Raw genomic sequence first — 20,344 nt, 5'->3', positions numbered from 1 at the left:
TCAGAATTTACTTATTCACCAATAATATGCAGTTCATTGAACTCTTTATCAACTAGTAAGAAATTATTTACTTCAAAATTTATTTTATCAAAATCTATTTTTTCATTGTCGATTTCAATCTCTGAAACTTTAAACGGCAGACCAATTAAATTAATCTTGTATTTACTATACGGTGTATCGTATTTACCTTCTTTATGCAATTGAATTATCAGTTCTTTTTCTTTACCAATTGTTCTTAAAGATAAATAACTGTAACGGCCTTTTTTATAATCATATCCATCCTGTGCATCTTCATAAACAGCTGATTTTTCTTTACCGTTTTTGTAATAAACATCGAGTGTCAATTCATCAAATTCGAATTCGCCTACATATTGCTGCACCGGATATTTCGGAATAATTGCGCCGGCTTTTACAAATAGCGGAATTTCATCAAATTTAGTATCAATCCAGATTTCCCTTCCACCAGTAAAAAGTTCATTTGTCCAGTAGTTATACCATTCACCTCGTGGAATATACATACGTCGGCCTACAGCATTAGGTTCAAGTATCGGACAAACTAAAATTTGGTTTCCAAATATAAATTCATCATTGCGATAATGCGTTTGTGTATCATCCTGATCATAATAAACCAAAGGTTTTAACATTGGGATTCCTTCCTCTATATATTGCCAGAACATGGTATATAAATAAGGTAATAACTGATATCTCAGACTTACGAATTTACGTGTGATATTGATTACTTCTTCATCAAAAGCCCAAGGTTCCTGATTTCCGTGATCTCCGGAAGAATGTGTTCTGCAAAACGGATGAAAAACACCTAACTGAATCCATCGTGCGTATAACTCGCCTGTTGGCTGTTCAGCAAAACCTCCAATATCAGATCCTGTAAATCCCATTCCGGAAATTGACAATCGCTGTACCTGAATATTGGCAATCCATAAATGCTCCCATGTCGCCACATTATCACCAGTCCATGACGATGTATAACGCTGCGCACCCGCATAAGCAGATCTTGTAATAACAAAAGGACGTTTAGGATAAGCGAAACGCTTTACACCATGATACGTTGCTCTTGCCATCTGGGTTCCGTAAATATTGTGCGCTTTTCTGTGGCTGCATGGATTTCCGTCATAAACGTGTCGGACATCCATTGGAAAAGTTTTATTTGGCACTTCCATAACAGCCGGTTCGTTCATATCGTTCCAGACTCCTTTTACTCCAATATCTGAAATTAATTCTTTAAATAAACCAGCCCACCATTCTCTAACTACGGGATTTGTGTAATCAGGAAAATTACATTCTCCCGGCCAAACTTTTCCTTTCATGTAAGGACCATCAGCTCTTTTACAGAAATAATCCTTTTCTAAAGCTTCCTGATAAACCCAGTAGTTTTTATCAATTTTAATTCCCGGATCAATGATCACGATCGTTTTAAAACCATCTTCGGCTAATTCAGCCACCATTCTTTTGGGGTCTGGAAAATAGTTTTTATTCCATGTAAAACATCGAAAGCCCTCCATATAATCAATATCCAGATAAATGGCATCGCACGGAATCTGAAGTTCCCTGAATTTTGAAGTAATTTCTTTTACTTTACTTTCAGGATAGTAACTCCATTTACACTGGTGGTAACCTAATACCCAAAGCGGCGGTAATTCAGGTTTACCCGTTAAATCAGTATACGTTGTAACAACATCCTGCATCTGCGGACCGTAAACGAAATAATAATTCATTTCGCCGCCTTCTGCCCAAAAACTTGTAACATTTCTTCTTTCCTGACAAAAATCAAAGAAAGTCCTAAAAGTATTATCGAAGAAAATACCGTAAGATTGTTTGTTGTGCAATCCTATATAAAAAGGAACTACTTTATATAAAGGTTCCTGATCTTTTTGATAAGCATATTGGTCAGTAGCAAAATTTTCGACCCTTTTACCTTTTAAGTTCATTTGAGTAGCTTTATCTCCCAGACCGTAGAAACATTCACCGTCTTTAGAAGATTTACTCATTTTTACGATATTTCCGCCGTATTCATAACTTTCTTCCCAATGAAAGCCCAGCTCATCTTCCAAAATCAGGAAATCATTCAAATCATAAATATAAACACGTAAATCAGATTTCTGAATTTTACATTTTACTTTACTGGTTCTAATCTGATAAAAGGTTTCCTCTTCTGTAACTTCGAGAAAATTATAACCGTGAAGCTGTGTTTTATCAATGGCATACGAAAAATCATTACTAAAATAGCCCTTCGTTGTATAACGAAACCGAATTAAACTATCTCTAAGGATTGTGACTTTTAAAATGACATTATTATCTGTATTGAAAAAAATCGCATCTCCCTCATGGCTGTAAGAGACAATTTTTGATGGATATAAATTGCCTTTGTATTCTAATGATGTATTTGTAATCATATCTCCAATGAAATTAATTTATAACTTGTCTTTCTTTCAAACATACAAAAAAAGTTCGTAAAGCCCTATGAATAAAAGGTTTATTCACGAAAACGTTTTTTCTGAACGAGTGGTAAACTAACGTCTAAAAAATCGACAATTCGATAATTTAAAATTGATATAATGACAAAATCTCACTTTACAAACAAATTGTAAGATTTTTTCTAAACCAAAGAATAAATGACAATACCCAAAGGAGGAAGAATAAGGGATGCAGAAAACGCCCTTCCATCATAAGAAACTGATTCTGTTTCTATTGCATCTGAATTTCCAATACCGCTTCCGCCATATACAACGGCGTCACTATTGAAGATTTCTTTAAGTTTTCCTTTCTTAGGAATTCCTATACGATAATTTTCTCTTACAACCTGAGTAAAATTGGCTGCAACAATGATATTTTCATCCGGATTATTTCCCTTTCGAATATATGTCAAAATCGCATTTTGATGATCCGAATAGTTAATCCATTCGAAACCATCTCCTGTAAATTGCTTTTCATACAGCGCAGGCTGCGATTTGTACAAGAAATTCAAATCTGTAATCAGTCTTTTTATACCTGAATGAAAATCATACTGAAGCAAATGCCAATCCAGACTTTGTTCGAAATTCCATTCGCCTGTCTGTCCAAACTCAGCCCCCATAAACAATAATTTTGTTCCGGGATGCGTAAACATATAACCATACAGCAATCTCAAGTTAGCAAATCTCTGCCATTCATCGCCTGGCATTCTATAAATAAGAGATTTTTTCCCATGAACCACTTCGTCATGAGAAAACGGAAGCATAAAATTTTCGGTAAAAGCATACGTCATCGAAAAAGTCAGTTCATTTTGATGGTACTTTCGATAAACAGTTTCTTTTTCAAAATACTTCAGTGTATCATGCATCCAGCCCATCATCCATTTCATCCCAAAACCTAAACCTCCTGCAAAGACAGGTCTTGAAACCATCGGAAATGAGGTGCTTTCTTCTGCAATAGTTTGAACTCCATCAAAATTAGCATAGACCACTTCATTAAATTCTTTAAGAAAACTTATGGAGTCTAAATTTTCCCTTCCGCCATAAATATTGGCTTCCCATTCGCCTTCTTTTCTTGAATAATCCAGATAAAGCATCGAAGCAACAGCATCGACACGTAAACCGTCAACATGGTAATTTTGAAGCCAAAACACAGCGTTACTAATTAAAAAAGCACGCACTTCATTTCTGCCATAATTAAAAACAAGGCTTTTCCAATCCGGATGATACCCTTTTCTACGATCCGGATGTTCATAAAGATGCGATCCGTCAAAGAAACCCAAACCATGAGAGTCATCAGGAAAATGCGACGGAACCCAATCCAGAATCACACCAATTCCTTCCTGATGCAGCCTGTCGACCAAAACCATAAAATCCTGCGGTTTCCCAAAACGGGAAGTTGGTGCAAAGTACCCCGTTAACTGGTATCCCCACGATGGATCATAAGGATATTCCATAACCGGCATAAACTCCACGTGTGTAAAACCGGTTTCTTTTACATATTTCACCAAATCATCAGCCAGTTCTAAATAACTCAAAAACCTATTATGATCTGCGCGTTTCCAGGAACCTAAGTGTACCTCGTAAACTGAATAAGGTTTATCTAAACCGGTATTCTGTTTTCGATTTTCCATCCATTTTTGGTCTTTCCAACTATAATCTAAATCCCAAACTACAGAAGCTGTATGAGGCGGTTTTTCGCAATACAAAGCAAAAGGATCTGCTTTTTCTGTAATTGTCCCATTGATATTCGACTGAATTTTATACTTATAAAGAGCTCCTTTTGAAATGTCAGGAATAAATCCTTCCCAGATTCCCGAAGAATCCCAGCGAACATTTAAATTATGTTCTCCTTGTGTCCAGTAATTAAAATCGCCAACAACAGAAACAGATTGTGCAGTGGGTGCCCAAACAGCAAAATAAACGCCCTTCACTCCATTTATTTCGATTAAATGCGCTCCCAGTTTTTCATATAATCTGAAGTGTTTACCTGCTTTAAATAAGTCTATATCAAAATCTGTAAATAGAGAATGTGCGATTACTTTAGTCATATGGATTTCTTAGAAAATAATTGAATTTGCGATTGTATTTCAGTCTTGAATTTGCACCCGGACGGCAGCGAACAGGCGAAACAATTTAAAAAATTGGGATTTTACTAAAGCTATTCGATTCTAAAATTGTCCGAAAGCGTTACTCCTTTTTTAACTACCACAATTCCGTCCTTGATACTATAAAAATCGTTGCTGAAATTGTCGAGATGTTTTCCGCCCGAAATATGCACGTTATTGCCAATACGCACATTTTTATCAATCAAAGCATTTTTAATATAACAATTTTCGCCAATACCAACATGAATCTTATTGATACTGCTTTCCTGGTTTAATTCCTCAAGATCCTGATAAAAATCGTTCCCCATTACATAACAGTTCTCCAAAACAGTTCCTTCACCAATTCTAGAACGAATACCAATTACAGAACTCTTAATTTCTTTCGCATTTATAATGCATCCTTCAGAAATTAAAGACTGATTGATAATCGAATTTCTAAATTTTGAAGGAGGCAGTAACCTTGGTCTAGTGAAAATTTTATTTTCGTTATCAAATAAGTTAAACTCAGGAATATCAGCCGTTAAACCAATATTGGCTTCAAAGAACGATTCAATATTTCCAATATCTGTCCAGTATCCTTCATACTGAAAACTTAATATTTTATGTTTTCCAACAGCCTGTGGAATAATTTCTTTACCAAAATCTTTTGTCTCAGGATTGGCCATTAATTCCTGCAATAATGATTTATTGAAAATATAAATCCCCATCGAGGCAAGATATTTTTTACCCTTTTCCTGCATTTGTTCGCTTACATCAGATTCCCATTCAGGCAGTAACGAAGCATCTGGTTTTTCTATAAAGGCATGAATATTATTTTCATGATCTGTTTTCAGGATTCCAAACTCCGGTGCATCTTTAGCGTTTACAGGTAAAGTTGCTATAGAAATTTCGGCATCAGCAGCGATATGCGCTTCGAGCATTTCGTTAAAATCCATCTGATACAATTGATCTCCGGATAAAATTAAAGCATGGTCAAAATCATGTTTCAAAAAATGTGACATACACTGCCTCACAGCATCTGCAGTTCCCTGAAACCAGGTTGGATTGTCAGGAGTCTGTTCTGCCGCCAGAATATCTACAAAAGACTGGCTTAGAATACTAAAATTAAAAGTGTTTTTAATATGAGCATTTAAAGATGCCGAGTTAAACTGTGTCAAAACAAATATCTTAAAAATATCAGAATTGATACAATTAGAAATCGGAATATCAACCAAACGGTATTTCCCTCCAATTGGTACAGCCGGTTTAGACCTTGTTTGTGTTAATGGGAACAAACGTGATCCCTGTCCTCCTCCTAAAATAATGGCAACTACATTTTTCTTTTTAAATTTCATTTTGCTGAATTATTAAGTTGTATATTTCGATATATTCTTGACACACTCTTTCCCAGGAATGATCTGCAGCCATTCCTCTTTTTAAAACAGTATTAAAACTTACTTTATCCTCATACAACTTCACGGCACGATTTATAGAATAACAGATATCGGCAGCCGAAGCCTGATCGTGGCAGACTCCGTTTCCATTATCTCCAAAATCAATTACAGTATCTCGCAATCCCCCTGTTCGTCTAACAATCGGAATAGTTCCGTAACGCATCGCGTACATTTGGTTTAAACCACACGGTTCAACTCTCGACGGCATTAAAATATAATCTGAACCTGCATAAATCAAATGCGCCAATTCTTCATTATACCCTATAAAAACATTGTAGTTTCCTTTATAATCATTTCTTAGTTGTGTCAGTTTAGATTCAATTTCTGAATTTCCAGAACCTAAAATCAGTATATTGATATTTCCAAAATGCTCGGACAAAGCCTGAGCAGAAGCTTGCGGCAGTAAATCCCCGCCTTTTTCTTCAAACAAACGTCCAATGAAACTAAAAAGCGGTTTTGAAGGATCTAAATCGAACTGCCCGCATAATTTTTCTTTATTTTTCTGTTTCCCGAATTCAAAATTTTCAATCGAATAATTTTCAGAAATCATGTGATCATGCAGCGGATTCCAAACTTCAATGTCAATTCCGTTTAAAATACCTCTTGATTTTTTCCGTACAGAATTAAATAAAGATTCCAAACCATTTGCTGCATAGTTAATTTCATTTAAATAGCTCGGAGAAACTGTTGTTACTGCATTTGCACATTTCACACCAACCGCCAGAGAATTAATGCAGTTGTTCCATTCCAAAAATCCCACATGCCTAAGATCGAATTCCGGCAGATAATACAGCTTATCAAAACCAAACCAACCCTGATACAATCCATTATGAATAGTAATAACCGTTTTTACATGCTGCAGATTTTTATACTTAAAAGCAAACTGAAGCAAAAACGGAATTAATCCTGTATGATGATCATGACAATTAATAACATCCGGAATTTGGTTTCGGGCCAAAATCCAGTCTAACACAGCAATCTGAAAAGACAAAAACCTTTCGATATCATCTTCATATCCATACACATTCGGACGATTGAATAACTCATTAATTTCGATCAGGTATAGTTCATATCCAAGCTTATTTGAAGATTCTTTTAAAACACTAAACGGAAAATTAAAATTTCCCAGTTTAACGGTTCCCCAATGAACACATTCAAACTCATTTTCATTTCGAAATTTTGTATCATAACACGGAACTACAACTCTTAGATCATGTCCCGCAGTTTTTTGATATTTTGGCAGTGCACCCACAACATCGGCTAAACCGCCAACTTTTGCCACAGGGTAACATTCTGCACTAATATGAAATATCTCCATTCAGAAATTAATTTGTGATTATCTTTAAGAAGCAATCATTTATATGCTACTTTTATGTTCTTTAAATTTAGCAAAAAATAACTAAAGTTCTGATTTAAAATACGTTTTATCGAAATGGCAAAAAAGACAAATAATCCTACTAAATCATTAAAAATTCCAGCAATAATTATAATATCTGCGAAAATCTGCGCATTTATCTCTACAAAACTGGTTACCAGATTTGCTGCCAGAGTATTTACAACGCCTGTAAAGCATAAAGTTCCCAAACGAGAATTTGAAATGGATGCGAAAAGCGTGCAAAAAGAAATTTACATTCCGGCTATTGATAAACATATTATAACCTATTCTTATGGTGAAAGTAAACGTAAAATTATACTTGTTCACGGCTGGTCAGGAAGAGGGACACAGCTTTTTAAGATTGCTGATGCATTAGTAGAAAATGGTTATTCTGTCATAAGTTTTGACGCTCCCGCACATGGAAAATCAAAAGGTCAAACCACCATAATGTCTGAGTTTATAGCTTCGATATTACAACTTGAAAAAGAATTCGGACCATTTGAGTCCGCAATTGGACATTCATTAGGAGGAATGTCTGTTTTAAATGCAATTAAAAACGAATTAAATGTAAATAGTGCAGTAATTATCGGAAGCGGTGATATCGTTCAGGATATTCTGAATGAATTCATTTCTAAATTGAGATTAAAAAAAGACATTGCTGATCATTTACAAAATCTTTTTGAAGAAAAATACCAACTAAAAATGGATGATTTTTCTGCTTATCGAGCTGCACAAAAAGTAAAAATTCCTGTTTTAGTAATACATGATAAAGATGATCCCGAAGTTCCGGTTAAAGCCGGAATACATATTCATGAAAATCTCGAAAAAGGCACCTTGTTTTTGACTGAAGGCTTAGGACATAGAAAAATATTAGGAAATCAAAATGTTATCAAAGAAACTCTCAAATTCATCAAAAAAAACTAACTTTAATCACATAAAAACCTAACTATCAATACACTAAATTATTTAAAATGGATTTATTTGGAGAATCGTCAAACTGGGAAACTAAATTAAAACCCATTCTAAAGAAATATAAAGGAAAAAAACATCCTTTGGATTATCAAAATACTTACCAGCTTTTAATAATGGTTATTCTATCCGCTCAGGATTCAGATGCTAATATCAATGCTATTTCTCCCACATTATTTGAAAAATTTCCAACTTTAAACAGCCTTGCCAAAACTGATTTTGATTCCTTGCTTCCTTATATCAACAAAGTCCGCAATTATGTAACTAAGGCCAAATGGATTTTAGAAATTGCCGAAACTATCAAAAATGATAAAGATATTCCATTAACTATGCAGGGATTAACAGCCTTAAAAGGTGTAGGAAGAAAATCTGCTAATGTCATTTTAAGAGAAACAAATAAACCTGCCGAAGGTATTATTGCAGATTTACATGTAATACGTGTTGCTCCAAGAATAGGAATTATCAAAGAAAGTAAAGATGGAAATAAAATCGAAAAAGATATGATGCAGGTTCTTCCAAAGAATATCTGGTCAGAAATTGGAATGGCTATTTCCTTTTTGGGCAGAGAAACCTGCAGACCAAAACCAAAATGTTCCGAATGTTTATTAACAGGTATCTGCCTTTATTATGCAGCAGAAGTAGCATAATAAAAAATTATTTTCTTCGGGTATCAATTACATAAATGATTTTCCAGGAATCATTTTCTTTAAACAACGTAAAAGCATTCACACCAGAATGGCTTAGCTTATCATTCATATAAAATTCATACGGCGTCCAGGCATGCGCCATAGCACCATCAATCTGAATAGAATAACTCAATATTTTCTCCTGAAATTTAATGTTTGACGGAATTGACGTGAGAGATTTATAGAAATCTTTTGAGTTCTCATTATTCAATTTATTTCCTTTTACAGCACTTTCATTAATAGACTGCAAAATAATATTATCAGAACAAACCGCTTTCATTTTAATTGAATCCTTTTGATGAAAACCTACAAAAAAAGATTCAATGGTTTTTTGAACTTCAGATTTCTGAGCATTAACAACTAATCCCGTCAACAAAAAAAATAAAAACATAAAACTCCTCATACAAGAAAATTTAAACATTAAATTGAGAAAAATGATGATCTAAATGCTTTGCAAACATATTACTCCATTCTTTAGAAGTTAGTCTGCCAAAAGAAAGAGATTCCTTACCTTCAAACTCATTTGTTCCTAATTCCTGGGTTTTCGTAATATATCTAATAAGCCTTTCTTTTTCAATTTGAAAATCACGATCTCCGGTAATAATAAATTGAGGAGCCGTACGGATATTTCTAGAATACGAAGTTTCATTAACAACCTTACTTTTTACAAATGATTTTAGTATAAATCGTAAAAAAGCATTTGGCTTTGGATGAATGTTCTCGTATACCATTTCATACATTACGTTACAATGCGCCAACATCTGATCAACAGACATTTTACCCCAAAGAGGCTGGGAATCAACACCTAACTGATTAATACGATCAATAAACTCTTCTGAATCAGTTTTAGAGAAAATATTTTTCATAATTAAGTTTTAAAATGGTTAAAACAAAAATATGGAATTATTCTTTAGTTTTACCTGACAGATTATAGAAGAAAGATAAATAAAATACATTAATAGATCCCTTAAGAATCTGTAAGTGAGGTATGTTTTCAAAAAAAACTGTAAAAACAAAAAACCCTATCCATTATTGGATAGGGTTTTTCAAAAGAAAGGCGACGACATACTCTCCCACAAAACTGCAGTACCATCTGCGCAGGCGGGCTTAACTTCTCTGTTCGGGATGGGAAGAGGTGAGCCCCGCCGCAATAACCACCTTAAGGTTGTTAGTAATTAGTGTATAGTGCTTAGTAATTAGGTTTTAACCTAGTCACTAGTTACTATCTACTAGTCACTGCTCTGCGTCGAGCAAATATTTTAACATACTGAGATAAAGAAACACAATAAGCATACTTTAGAAAGTTTCCTCCTCTCTCGTCTGGGACGAGAGAGGAAAAGGGTGTACATAAGCTTACGGATTATTAGTACTACTCGACTATGACATTACTGCCTTTACATCTATAGCCTATCAACGTGGTCATCTTCCACGATCCTTAAAAGAAATCTCATCTTGTGGTGGGTTTCGCGCTTATATGCTTTCAGCGCTTATCCCTTCCAAACGTAGCTACTCTGCGGTGCCCCTGGCGGGACAACAGATACACTAGAGGTTTGTCCAATTCGGTCCTCTCGTACTAGAATCAGATCCACTCAAATTTCTAACGCCCGCAGTAGATAGAGACCGAACTGTCTCACGACGTTCTGAACCCAGCTCGCGTGCCACTTTAATGGGCGAACAGCCCAACCCTTGGGACCTTCTCCAGCCCCAGGATGTGACGAGCCGACATCGAGGTGCCAAACCCCCCCGTCGATATGAGCTCTTGGGGGAGATCAGCCTGTTATCCCCGGCGTACCTTTTATCCTTTGAGCGATGGCCCTTCCATGCGGAACCACCGGATCACTATGCTCTACTTTCGTACCTGATCGACCTGTATGTCTCTCAGTCAAGCTCCCTTATGCCATTGCACTCTACGCACGGTTACCAAGCGTACTGAGGGAACCTTTAGAAGCCTCCGTTACTCTTTTGGAGGCGACCACCCCAGTCAAACTACCCACCAAGCACTGTCCCCCACATCGCGGGGTTAGGCCTCAGATAAACAAAGGGTTGTATTTCAACAATGACTCCACAACGCCTGGCGACGCCGCTTCACAGTCTCCAACCTATCCTACACATCATTTATCCAAGGTCAATACTAAGCTATAGTAAAGGTGCACAGGGTCTTTTCGTCCCACTGCGGGTAAACGGCATCTTCACCGTTACTACAATTTCACCGAGCTCATGGCTGAGACAGTGTCCAGATCGTTACACCATTCGTGCAGGTCGGAACTTACCCGACAAGGAATTTCGCTACCTTAGGACCGTTATAGTTACGGCCGCCGTTTACTGGGGCTTCAATTCAATGCTTCTCCGAAGATAACATCTCCTCTTAACCTTCCAGCACCGGGCAGGTGTCAGGCCCTATACGTCATCTTACGATTTTGCAGAGCCCTGTGTTTTTGATAAACAGTCGCCTGGACCTTTTCACTGCGGCCCCGATTGCTCGGGGCGACCTTTCTCCCGAAGTTACAGGTCTATTTTGCCTAATTCCTTAGCCATGAATCTCTCGAGCACCTTAGGATTCTCTCCTCAACTACCTGTGTCGGTTTACGGTACTGGTACTAACTACCTGAAGTTTAGAGGTTTTTCTTGGAAGCCCTTAGGCGCACTATCTCTTTGTCCGAAGACTCCGAGTACTATCGTATTTCACCAGTTCCTGCGCATTTTACTACAGGACCTATAGCTAGGTACTTCAACGAACTATTCCGTCAGTTCGCGGCGCTTTCATCACTCCGTCACCCCATCACAGTAATTAGTAGTACGGGAATATTAACCCGTTAGCCATCGACTGTCCCTTTCGGGTTCGCCTTAGGACCAGACTAACCCACAGCTGATTAGCATAGCTGTGGAAACCTTAGTTTTTCGGTGTGCGGGTTTCTCGCCCGCATTATCGTTACTTATGCCTACATTTTCTTTTCCAACCGGTCCAGCATACCTTACGATACACCTTCAACCCTGTTGGAATGCTCCCCTACCACTTGACTTACGTCAAATCCATAGCTTCGGTAATATGCTTATGCCCGATTATTATCCATGCTCGTCCGCTCGACTAGTGAGCTGTTACGCACTCTTTAAATGAATGGCTGCTTCCAAGCCAACATCCTAGCTGTCTGGGCAGACAAACCTCGTTCTTTCAACTTAGCATATATTTGGGGACCTTAGCTGATGGTCTGGGTTCTTTCCCTCTCGGACTTGGACCTTAGCACCCAAGCCCTCACTGTTAGTGAACATTATACAGCATTCGGAGTTTGTCAGGAATTGGTAGGCGGTGAAGCCCCCGCATCCAATCAGTAGCTCTACCTCTATATAACTTTATAACTAACGCTGCACCTAAATGCATTTCGGGGAGTACGAGCTATTTCCGAGTTTGATTGGCCTTTCACCCCTACCCACAGGTCATCCGAAGACTTTTCAACGTCAACCGGTTCGGTCCTCCACTGTGTGTTACCACAGCTTCAACCTGCCCATGGGTAGATCACACGGTTTCGCGTCTAACACTACTGACTAAAGCGCCCTATTCAGACTCGCTTTCGCTGCGGATCCATACCTGAAGTACTTATCCTTGCCAGCAGCGTTAACTCGTAGGCTCATTATGCAAAAGGCACGCCGTCACCCCACGAAAGGGCTCCGACCGCTTGTAAGCGTATGGTTTCAGGATCTATTTCACTCCGTTATTCACGGTTCTTTTCACCTTTCCCTCACGGTACTGGTTCACTATCGGTCTCTCAGGAGTATTTAGCCTTAGCGGATGGTCCCGCCAAATTCAGACAGGGTTTCACGTGCCCCGCCCTACTCAGGATACCGCTATCTATTACACTTGTTACCCATACGGGGCTGTCACCCTCTATGGCGTTCCTTTCCAGAAACTTCCGGTTCCTTGTGCATAAAATGTCGCGGTCCTACAACCCCAATGATGCCGTAACAACATTGGTTTGGGCTAATCCGCGTTCGCTCGCCACTACTTACGGAATCACTTTTGTTTTCTTCTCCTCCGCCTACTTAGATGTTTCAGTTCAGCGGGTTTGCCCACCTATCGGTGTGTTATATCTTCAATATAACGGGTTGCCCCATTCGGATATCTGCGGATCAATCTGTGTGTGCCAGTCCCCGCAGCTTTTCGCAGCTTATCACGTCCTTCATCGCCTCTGAGAGCCTAGGCATTCCCCATACGCCCTTATTTTGCTTATTGTACCAATCTCATTATTACAATGAGACCGTTTTTTTTTGTTTTCTGTCTTTGTATTTCTACTATAACAAAAAACGCTTTCTACTTTCTTATTATTTTCTTATCTCAATATGTCAATGAACTTTTTCCCTATTTATCGGGATGGTGGAGAATAACGGAGTCGAACCGTTGACCTCCTGCGTGCAAGGCAGGCGCTCTAGCCAGCTGAGCTAATCCCCCATTTTAATTAAAAATTAAAAATCGTGAATTAAAAATTATGAACTTTTGATCCTTTAATCTTTCAACTTCTAAAATTTCCTTTTTTTTATTAAGCTAACAGTCTTTTTTAATTTTTAATTCTTAATTTTTAATCAAGAAGCTTAAAAAAGTAGTCCCGGGCAGACTCGAACTGCCGACCCCTACATTATCAGTGTAGTACTCTAACCAGCTGAGCTACGAGACTCTGTTTTACTTAATTCTTTCATTTTTTTAAATTAACAGCAAGAGTAATACAATCTCAGATTCAGAACCTCAATTTCCTGCATCTTATTTCCTAAGCGTGCTCATTAAAGCTAACACTAAGGCTCTAGAAAGGAGGTGTTCCAGCCGCACCTTCCGGTACGGCTACCTTGTTACGACTTAGCCCTAGTTACCAGTTTTACCCTAGGCAGCTCCTTGCGGTCACCGACTTCAGGCACCCCCAGCTTCCATGGCTTGACGGGCGGTGTGTACAAGGCCCGGGAACGTATTCACCGGATCATGGCTGATATCCGATTACTAGCGATTCCAGCTTCACGGAGTCGAGTTGCAGACTCCGATCCGAACTGTGACCGGCTTTATAGATTCGCTCCCTCTCGCGAGGTGGCTGCTCTCTGTACCGGCCATTGTAGCACGTGTGTAGCCCAAGGCGTAAGGGCCGTGATGATTTGACGTCATCCCCACCTTCCTCACAGTTTGCACTGGCAGTCTTGTTAGAGTTCCCGACATTACTCGCTGGCAACTAACAACAGGGGTTGCGCTCGTTATAGGACTTAACCTGACACCTCACGGCACGAGCTGACGACAACCATGCAGCACCTTGTAAACTGTCTTGCGAAAGATCTGTTTCCAAATCGGTCAGTCTGCATTTAAGCCTTGGTAAGGTTCCTCGCGTATCATCGAATTAAACCACATGCTCCACCGCTTGTGCGGGCCCCCGTCAATTCCTTTGAGTTTCAAACTTGCGTTCGTACTCCCCAGGTGGGATACTTATCACTTTCGCTTAGCCACTGAACTTGCGCCCAACAGCTAGTATCCATCGTTTACAGCGTGGACTACCAGGGTATCTAATCCTGTTCGCTCCCCACGCTTTCGTCCATCAGCGTCAATAAATTAGTAGTAACCTGCCTTCGCAATTGGTATTCCATGTAATATCTAAGCATTTCACCGCTACACTACATATTCTAGTTACTTCCTAATAATTCAAGTCCAGCAGTATCAATGGCCGTTCCACCGTTGAGCGATGGGCTTTCACCACTGACTTACAAGACCGCCTACGGACCCTTTAAACCCAATGATTCCGGATAACGCTTGGATCCTCCGTATTACCGCGGCTGCTGGCACGGAGTTAGCCGATCCTTATTCTTACGATACCGTCAAGCTGATTCACGAATCAGTGTTTCTTCTCGTACAAAAGCAGTTTACAATCCATAGGACCGTCATCCTGCACGCGGCATGGCTGGTTCAGACTTGCGTCCATTGACCAATATTCCTCACTGCTGCCTCCCGTAGGAGTCTGGTCCGTGTCTCAGTACCAGTGTGGGGGATCTCCCTCTCAGGACCCCTACCCATCGTAGCCTTGGTAAGCCGTTACCTTACCAACTAGCTAATGGGACGCATGCTCATCTTTCACCGTTGTGACTTTAATTACATCCCGATGCCGGGTCGTAATACTATGAGGTATTAATCCAAATTTCTCTGGGCTATCCCTCTGTGAAAGGCAGATTGCATACGCGTTACGCACCCGTGCGCCGGTCTCTGCTTCCGAAGAAGCATACCCCTCGACTTGCATGTGTTAAGCCTGCCGCTAGCGTTCATCCTGAGCCAGGATCAAACTCTTCATCGTATATTTTTATATTATTATGCGATGCAGATTCTATCGGTTCTTCTCGAATCTCTCAATTCTATTACTCTTATTTTTTATGTCCCGAGTAATCGGGACAGCTGTCAATTCAATATGTCTACGAACGTATTCTTTTAATCTTTATCGCTTGTTTCTCAAAGCGGGTGCAAAACTAAAAATTCTTTTTGTTTCTGGCAAGAAAAATTTAAAAAATTTTGAAACTTTTTTTTCGTCTCGTTTTCTAATCTCTCTTATCAATCTCTCAAGGAACTTTCAGTGTTTTGCGGGGTGCAAATGTAAAAAGCATTTTCAAATCTCACAAGCTTTTTTGAATCTTTTTTTTCAAGAAATTTTCTTCCTCTCTTAATTCAAATCCTTGTCAGTATTTCGAAGAGCGTTTTTCGCTGTTGCGGGTGCAAAAGTAGAACCTTTTTCCGCTTAAACAAGCTTTTTTCAAGAGTTTTTTTAATCTTTTTTTACTCTTTTTCTTAACTAACTGATAACAGTGTTTTTACATTTTAATTATTTTGTATCTTATGCAGGATTTTTCCTCTTTTGTTACCTTTTTTATTATTTGGGGATGGTTTCAGACCCTCGATTTTGAGGAGTTCTTATTCTTTTGACCTCTTTTAAGGTGATTCTTTATCTTTTTAAATCCCGTCTTTTTCCAAAAAACTATTAGCAAAACTCATTTCACAGACCCGATAGAAGCCAAAATCCTTTTCCAGCCGGCGTTCGGCGCTAAAAGATTGAAGCGTATAGCGCGATAAAGCTCCTCGATAAATCTGAAAAGCTCTGACTCCTATCAGCCGGAGAATTTACACTTATTATATATATGTATAAAAAAACAAAACACGGCAGGGTTAAACTGAAAGGTTGAAACTAGAATTACTATTATATAGCAGAACAAAAACTATACTTATATATGTATAAAAATCAAACCCTCCAGATTTTAAAATCTGGAGGGTTTGATTATATTATAGAGTATCATTATTTCTTATTAATCTCTTTGGCTTTTGTTTCCCAATGCTGCATGAGGTCATTGTAGTTTACCGGATTAGCCGATTTCTGATTTATTAATCTTCCCGATTCGAAAGCTCTTACTAATATGGTTTCTATTAGGTAATCTTCATTTACTTCATAAGGTTTGTATTCTGTTTTCAAACTTATATCAAATAAATTGGCTGTCGTATTGGACACAAAGGCTTTGAATCCGCTTTTTAAGGTTTTGATTAATTCGTATGTTGTTGTTCCGGTTTGACGATGCACTAATTTTACAAGAATCTGTCCTTGCTTACGTGAAAGCTTTTTCAGCCTGTCTTCAAACTCGTTATTAAGATAGTCTTCGACAATTTTGAAATATTTCTTTTTTTCACGGTTGGTTTTCAATCGCTCCATTCCTTTATTTAGCGCGGTCAGTCTGTCTGCAGCTAATTTAGCGTATGGATATACTTTATAAACCCTGTTTTGAAGAATCTGAAACTGCTTTAATTCTTCAGGATTCATCTTTTCACCTTTTGAAATAATAATTTCGGGCAATTGAATGGTGTCGTTAAGAATAGAATCTTGTTCAGTTAATATGTAACCCATTTCCTGATTTTCTTTTGGAGTTATTTGGGCTTGAACCGAAAACGAAATCAGTATAAAAAACAAAATACAGCAGGTATATCTCATGGAGTCTTAATTTATATGTAAAATTATATATTTATACACAACTCTGATACCAAATTTATAAATTAGCGCAAAAATATTTTTATGAGTACAAAATCTATCTTAAACGATACATCGATTGCTTTCCTGGAAAGCTACCTAAATAATGCTTCGCCTACTGGTTATGAGAGTGAAGGTCAGAAACTTTGGATGAATTATCTAAAGCCTTATGTTGATACTTTTATAACTGATACTTATGGATCTGCTGTAGGAGTTATTAATCCTGATGCTCCTTTTAAAGTCGTAATTGAAGGTCATGCCGATGAAATTTCATGGTATGTAAATTATATAACTGAAGATGGTTTAATATATGTAATACGAAATGGAGGTTCTGATCATCAGATTGCTCCTTCAAAAAGAGTTAACATTCATACCAAAAAAGGAATTGTAAAAGGTGTTTTTGGATGGCCGGCTATTCATACTCGTTTGCGTGATAAAGAAGAAATCCCTAAACTAAGCAATATTTTTATTGATTTAGGATGCGAAAACAAAGAGCAGGTTGAAGCAATGGGAGTTCACGTTGGCTGTGTTATTACATATCCTGATGAATTTATGATCCTGAATGAGAATAAATTTGTCTGCAGAGCTATCGACAACAGAATGGGTGGTTTTATGATCGCCGAAGTGGCGCGTCTGCTTAAAGAAAATAAAAAGGAACTGCCTTTTGGATTATATATCGTAAATTCTGTTCAGGAAGAAATTGGTTTACGCGGTGCCGAAATGATCGCCCACAGAATAAAACCTAATGTCGCTATTGTAACCGATGTGTGCCACGACACCACTACTCCAATGATAGACAAAAAGGTTGAAGGCGATCTTAAAATGGGAAAAGGTCCGGTAATTGGCTACTCTCCTGCTATTCAAAATAAATTACGTGATTTAATTGTAGAAACTGCCGAAGAAAACAAAATCCCGTTTCAGCGTCATGCTACTTCTCGCGCTACCGGTACAGATACTGATGCTTTTGCTTATAGTAATGGCGGTGTAGCATCGGCTTTGATTTCACTTCCGCTTCGTTATATGCATACGACAGTTGAAATGGTTCATAAAGAAGATGTTGAAAATGTTATTCAACTGATTTATGAATCGTTGTTGAAAATTGAGAACAATGAAACGTTCTCTTATTTCAAATAAAAAACTATTCCCTCATAAATTCGGCTGTTTTCAAAACGGCCGAATTTAAAAAATACCACAAAAACATGAAAATATTACTACTCGAAGATGATTTCACATTGTCTAAAGAAATATCTGCGTTCTTTACTACGAAAAAATTCGAGTGTATTCCTTATTATGATGGCTCTTTATTACTTAAAAAATACTTTCCGTACGAATACGATCTCATCATTCTTGATATAAATGTTCCGGGAATAAACGGAATTGAAGTCTGCAAAGGTATTCGTGAGGTCGATAAAAAGACACCTATTATTATGCTGACTGCTTTTAGTGAAATTGAAGACAAATTAGCTTCTTTCGATAATGGCGCAGATGACTATCTGGTAAAACCCTTTCACTTTGAAGAATTGTACGCACGGATTTCTTCTTTATTACGAAGAAAAGAAATTCCGCAGCAAACAGAGAATAAAATCATCGTTGAAGATCTTGAAATACTAGAAGAAGAAATGAAAGTTTTTCGTTCCGGCGAAGAAATTAAACTTACTCCAAAAGAATTTAAACTAATCTTAATTCTGGCTCATGCCAAAGGAAAAGTTCTCTCCAAACAGTTCATTGCTGAGAAACTTTGGGATTATCATATAGAAACCAATCAGAACACAATTGAAGTTTACATCAATTTTCTGCGAAAGAAAATCGATAAAGATCAGGAAACAAAATTAATACGCACCAAAATTGGCTACGGCTATTATTTAAGTAATCAGGAATGACATTAAAAAACAGAATATCACTATTAGTCAGCTTATTGTTTACAATCCTTTTTGGGCTGGCATCGACTGTGATATTTGTTTTGTATTCGAATTTTAGAAAGGAAGAATTCAGGGAACGTCTCGAAATTAAAGCTCTTTCTAACATTAAACTTTTGGTTAATGTGAAAGAAGTAGATGAGCAATTGCTTAAAATGATTGACCAGAATTCAATCAATAAATTGTATGATGAAAAAACACTGGTTTTTGATTCTAATTTTAAACTGATATACAGCAGTATTGACGATGCCAAAATCAAATGGTCTGTAGAGGATTTAAAATACCTGAAGAAAAATAAAACGTTCTTTAAACAACAGGGCGATTACGAAGTATACGGTGTTTTTTACGATACAAATTATAAAGATTTCTATGCTCTAATTTCAGCTACAGACGATTACGGAAAACGCAAACTGCTTTTTCTTCGTTATACTTTAATTATATCGTATATCTTTTTTACCTGTATATGCTGGCTTTTAACGTCGTTTATGGTTAAGAAAGCTTTGAATCCACTTGGATTGTTTCATCAGAAAATTAAAAATATAAACGAAAATAATCTTGATACGCGTATCGTTTCCAAAAGCAATAAGGATGAAATTGATCTGATTGCCAATGAGTTTAATTACATGATGGACAGAATTGAAATCTCGTATCAAAAACAAAAAGAGTTTACGGCTCATGCTTCTCATGAACTTAGGACTCCATTATCGAGAATGACGGCGCAAATTGAAAATACGATTGCCGATCCTCAGACATCCGAAAAAGGAAAAACCTTTTTAACTGCTATTTTATCTGATGTAAACCATTTAACTGAACTGATTAATTCTTTATTGATTTTATCTAAAATTGATAATCGAGAGGCCAAAAACAATGAAAATCATCGTATGGATGAAATTTTGTTCTCTACAATAGAAAATCTTAAAAAGAGTTTTCCTGAGTTTATTATTTTATTCGAGATTGAAGAAAGTGATAATCTAGACACTTTACTTGAAGTAAAAGGCAATAAAAGTCTTTTAGAAATTGCTTTAATGAATGTTTTAAAAAATGCCTGCGTATATTCAGATAATAATCAGGCAGAAGTAAAAATAAGTACTGATAAAAATCAGCTCGTTATTTCAATTTTAAACACAGGAAACACATTAAGCAGCGAAGAACAAAAACATCTTTTTGAACCTTTTATGCGAGGCAAAAACGCACAGGGAACAAACGGTTTTGGATTGGGTTTACGCATCGTCCAGCGAATCCTTACTCTTCATAATTCAAACATAACTTACAGTATTCCAAACAATAACATTAATTTATTTCAGCTGATTTTTCATTCATAATTTATTTTAAGGTAATTTTAAGGTAGATTTTAAGCTTTATTAAAGTTGGCCTATA

12 protein-coding genes, 2 tRNA genes and 3 rRNA genes are annotated in these 20,344 nt (G+C 37.4%); 5 read left to right on the top strand and 12 right to left on the bottom strand.

Annotated elements, in window-relative coordinates; translation table 11 throughout:
• Positions 1-11: 11 nt before the first annotated feature.
• The 4 genes from OZP11_RS00930 to OZP11_RS00915 all read right to left on the bottom strand — a co-directional run bounded on the left by OZP11_RS00930 (position 12) and on the right by OZP11_RS00915 (position 7,327).
• The gene (locus OZP11_RS00930) at positions 12-2,411 is read right to left on the bottom strand and encodes a glycoside hydrolase family 31 protein (RefSeq protein WP_281233366.1); all 2,400 of its coding nucleotides are present in this window, start codon (positions 2,409-2,411) and stop codon (positions 12-14) included.
• Positions 2,412-2,614: 203 nt separating this feature from the next.
• Complete coding sequence (gene glgB, locus OZP11_RS00925) at positions 2,615-4,519, bottom strand: 1,4-alpha-glucan branching protein GlgB (RefSeq protein ID WP_281233365.1); 1,905 nt, start codon at positions 4,517-4,519, stop codon at positions 2,615-2,617.
• Positions 4,520-4,629: 110 nt separating this feature from the next.
• Complete coding sequence (locus tag OZP11_RS00920; RefSeq protein ID WP_281233364.1) at positions 4,630-5,910, bottom strand: glucose-1-phosphate adenylyltransferase; 1,281 nt, start codon at positions 5,908-5,910, stop codon at positions 4,630-4,632.
• Entirely contained in the window at positions 5,900-7,327 is a 1,428-nt protein-coding gene (locus OZP11_RS00915) for a glycogen synthase (protein ID WP_281233363.1), read from the bottom strand. Before OZP11_RS00915 ends, OZP11_RS00920 begins: the two co-directional genes overlap by 11 nt.
• Before the next feature lie 114 nt (positions 7,328-7,441).
• On the opposite strand from OZP11_RS00915, the gene OZP11_RS00910 reads away from it, so the two are divergent.
• Together OZP11_RS00910 and OZP11_RS00905 are read left to right on the top strand one after the other, a co-directional pair.
• The gene (locus OZP11_RS00910; protein WP_281233362.1) at positions 7,442-8,308 is read left to right on the top strand and encodes an alpha/beta hydrolase; all 867 of its coding nucleotides are present in this window, start codon (positions 7,442-7,444) and stop codon (positions 8,306-8,308) included.
• 47 nt (positions 8,309-8,355) lie between these two features.
• A complete protein-coding gene (locus OZP11_RS00905) occupies positions 8,356-9,000 on the top strand; it encodes an endonuclease III domain-containing protein (protein ID WP_281233361.1) in 645 nt (214 codons plus the stop codon).
• A 7-nt stretch (positions 9,001-9,007) separates the two neighbouring features.
• Here OZP11_RS00905 and OZP11_RS00900 read toward each other — a convergent pair whose 3' ends face one another.
• The 8 genes from OZP11_RS00900 to OZP11_RS00865 all read right to left on the bottom strand — a co-directional run bounded on the left by OZP11_RS00900 (position 9,008) and on the right by OZP11_RS00865 (position 17,015).
• Positions 9,008-9,319 carry a nuclear transport factor 2 family protein gene (locus OZP11_RS00900; protein WP_281233360.1) on the bottom strand — a complete coding sequence of 104 codons (312 nt, stop codon included), beginning with the start codon at positions 9,317-9,319 and terminating at the stop codon, positions 9,008-9,010.
• Between the two features lie 133 nt (positions 9,320-9,452).
• Complete coding sequence (locus tag OZP11_RS00895) at positions 9,453-9,905, bottom strand: DUF1569 domain-containing protein (protein WP_281233359.1); 453 nt, start codon at positions 9,903-9,905, stop codon at positions 9,453-9,455.
• 186 nt (positions 9,906-10,091) lie between these two features.
• A 5S ribosomal RNA gene (gene rrf, locus OZP11_RS00890) occupies positions 10,092-10,201 on the bottom strand.
• A 181-nt stretch (positions 10,202-10,382) separates the two neighbouring features.
• A 23S ribosomal RNA gene (locus OZP11_RS00885) occupies positions 10,383-13,264 on the bottom strand.
• 139 nt (positions 13,265-13,403) lie between these two features.
• A tRNA-Ala gene (locus OZP11_RS00880) sits at positions 13,404-13,480 on the bottom strand.
• A 149-nt stretch (positions 13,481-13,629) separates the two neighbouring features.
• Positions 13,630-13,703: transfer RNA gene (locus OZP11_RS00875), tRNA-Ile, on the bottom strand.
• Between the two features lie 127 nt (positions 13,704-13,830).
• Positions 13,831-15,344 (bottom strand): 16S ribosomal RNA (locus OZP11_RS00870).
• The 16S, 23S and 5S rRNA genes sit together here with 2 tRNA genes alongside, the layout of an rRNA operon.
• Before the next feature lie 987 nt (positions 15,345-16,331).
• Positions 16,332-17,015 (bottom strand): DUF4294 domain-containing protein, encoded by a 684-nt coding sequence (locus OZP11_RS00865; RefSeq protein ID WP_281233358.1) that lies wholly within the window; start codon positions 17,013-17,015, stop codon positions 16,332-16,334.
• Positions 17,016-17,096: 81 nt separating this feature from the next.
• Here OZP11_RS00865 and OZP11_RS00860 point away from each other — a divergent pair, with 81 nt between their 5' ends.
• From OZP11_RS00860 to OZP11_RS00850, 3 genes are all read left to right on the top strand, one after another.
• A complete protein-coding gene (locus OZP11_RS00860) occupies positions 17,097-18,185 on the top strand; it encodes a M42 family metallopeptidase (protein ID WP_281233357.1) in 1,089 nt (362 codons plus the stop codon).
• A gap of 65 nt (positions 18,186-18,250) precedes the next feature.
• A complete protein-coding gene (locus tag OZP11_RS00855; protein ID WP_281233356.1) occupies positions 18,251-18,931 on the top strand; it encodes a response regulator transcription factor in 681 nt (226 codons plus the stop codon).
• Positions 18,928-20,289 carry a HAMP domain-containing sensor histidine kinase gene (locus tag OZP11_RS00850; RefSeq protein ID WP_281233355.1) on the top strand — a complete coding sequence of 454 codons (1,362 nt, stop codon included), beginning with the start codon at positions 18,928-18,930 and terminating at the stop codon, positions 20,287-20,289. The genes OZP11_RS00855 and OZP11_RS00850 overlap by 4 nt, the downstream gene beginning before the upstream one ends.
• Positions 20,290-20,344: the final 55 nt, after the last annotated feature.

The organism is Flavobacterium gelatinilyticum (assembly GCF_027111295.1).
Classification (GTDB): Bacteria; Bacteroidota; Bacteroidia; order Flavobacteriales; family Flavobacteriaceae; genus Flavobacterium; species Flavobacterium gelatinilyticum.
The sequence above is the reverse complement of the archived record's forward strand: the minus strand, read 5'-3'. Positions and strand labels throughout refer to the sequence as shown.

Excerpts from the sequence above, each read along its gene's own strand:
- OZP11_RS00905 (WP_281233361.1), top strand. The coding sequence starts at position 8,356 with ATGGATTTATTTGGAGAATCGTCAAACTGGGAAACTAAATTAAAACCC.
- OZP11_RS00900 (WP_281233360.1), bottom strand. The coding sequence starts at position 9,319 with ATGAAAGCGGTTTGTTCTGATAATATTATTTTGCAGTCTATTAATGAA.
- OZP11_RS00850 (WP_281233355.1), top strand. The coding sequence starts at position 18,928 with ATGACATTAAAAAACAGAATATCACTATTAGTCAGCTTATTGTTTACA.
- OZP11_RS00855 (WP_281233356.1), top strand. The coding sequence starts at position 18,251 with ATGAAAATATTACTACTCGAAGATGATTTCACATTGTCTAAAGAAATA.
- OZP11_RS00930 (WP_281233366.1), bottom strand. The coding sequence starts at position 2,411 with ATGATTACAAATACATCATTAGAATACAAAGGCAATTTATATCCATCA.
- OZP11_RS00865 (WP_281233358.1), bottom strand. The coding sequence starts at position 17,015 with ATGAGATATACCTGCTGTATTTTGTTTTTTATACTGATTTCGTTTTCG.
- OZP11_RS00860 (WP_281233357.1), top strand. The coding sequence starts at position 17,097 with ATGAGTACAAAATCTATCTTAAACGATACATCGATTGCTTTCCTGGAA.
- OZP11_RS00895 (WP_281233359.1), bottom strand. The coding sequence starts at position 9,905 with ATGAAAAATATTTTCTCTAAAACTGATTCAGAAGAGTTTATTGATCGT.
- glgB (WP_281233365.1), bottom strand. The coding sequence starts at position 4,519 with ATGACTAAAGTAATCGCACATTCTCTATTTACAGATTTTGATATAGAC.
- OZP11_RS00915 (WP_281233363.1), bottom strand. The coding sequence starts at position 7,327 with ATGGAGATATTTCATATTAGTGCAGAATGTTACCCTGTGGCAAAAGTT.
- OZP11_RS00920 (WP_281233364.1), bottom strand. The coding sequence starts at position 5,910 with ATGAAATTTAAAAAGAAAAATGTAGTTGCCATTATTTTAGGAGGAGGA.
- OZP11_RS00910 (WP_281233362.1), top strand. The coding sequence starts at position 7,442 with ATGGCAAAAAAGACAAATAATCCTACTAAATCATTAAAAATTCCAGCA.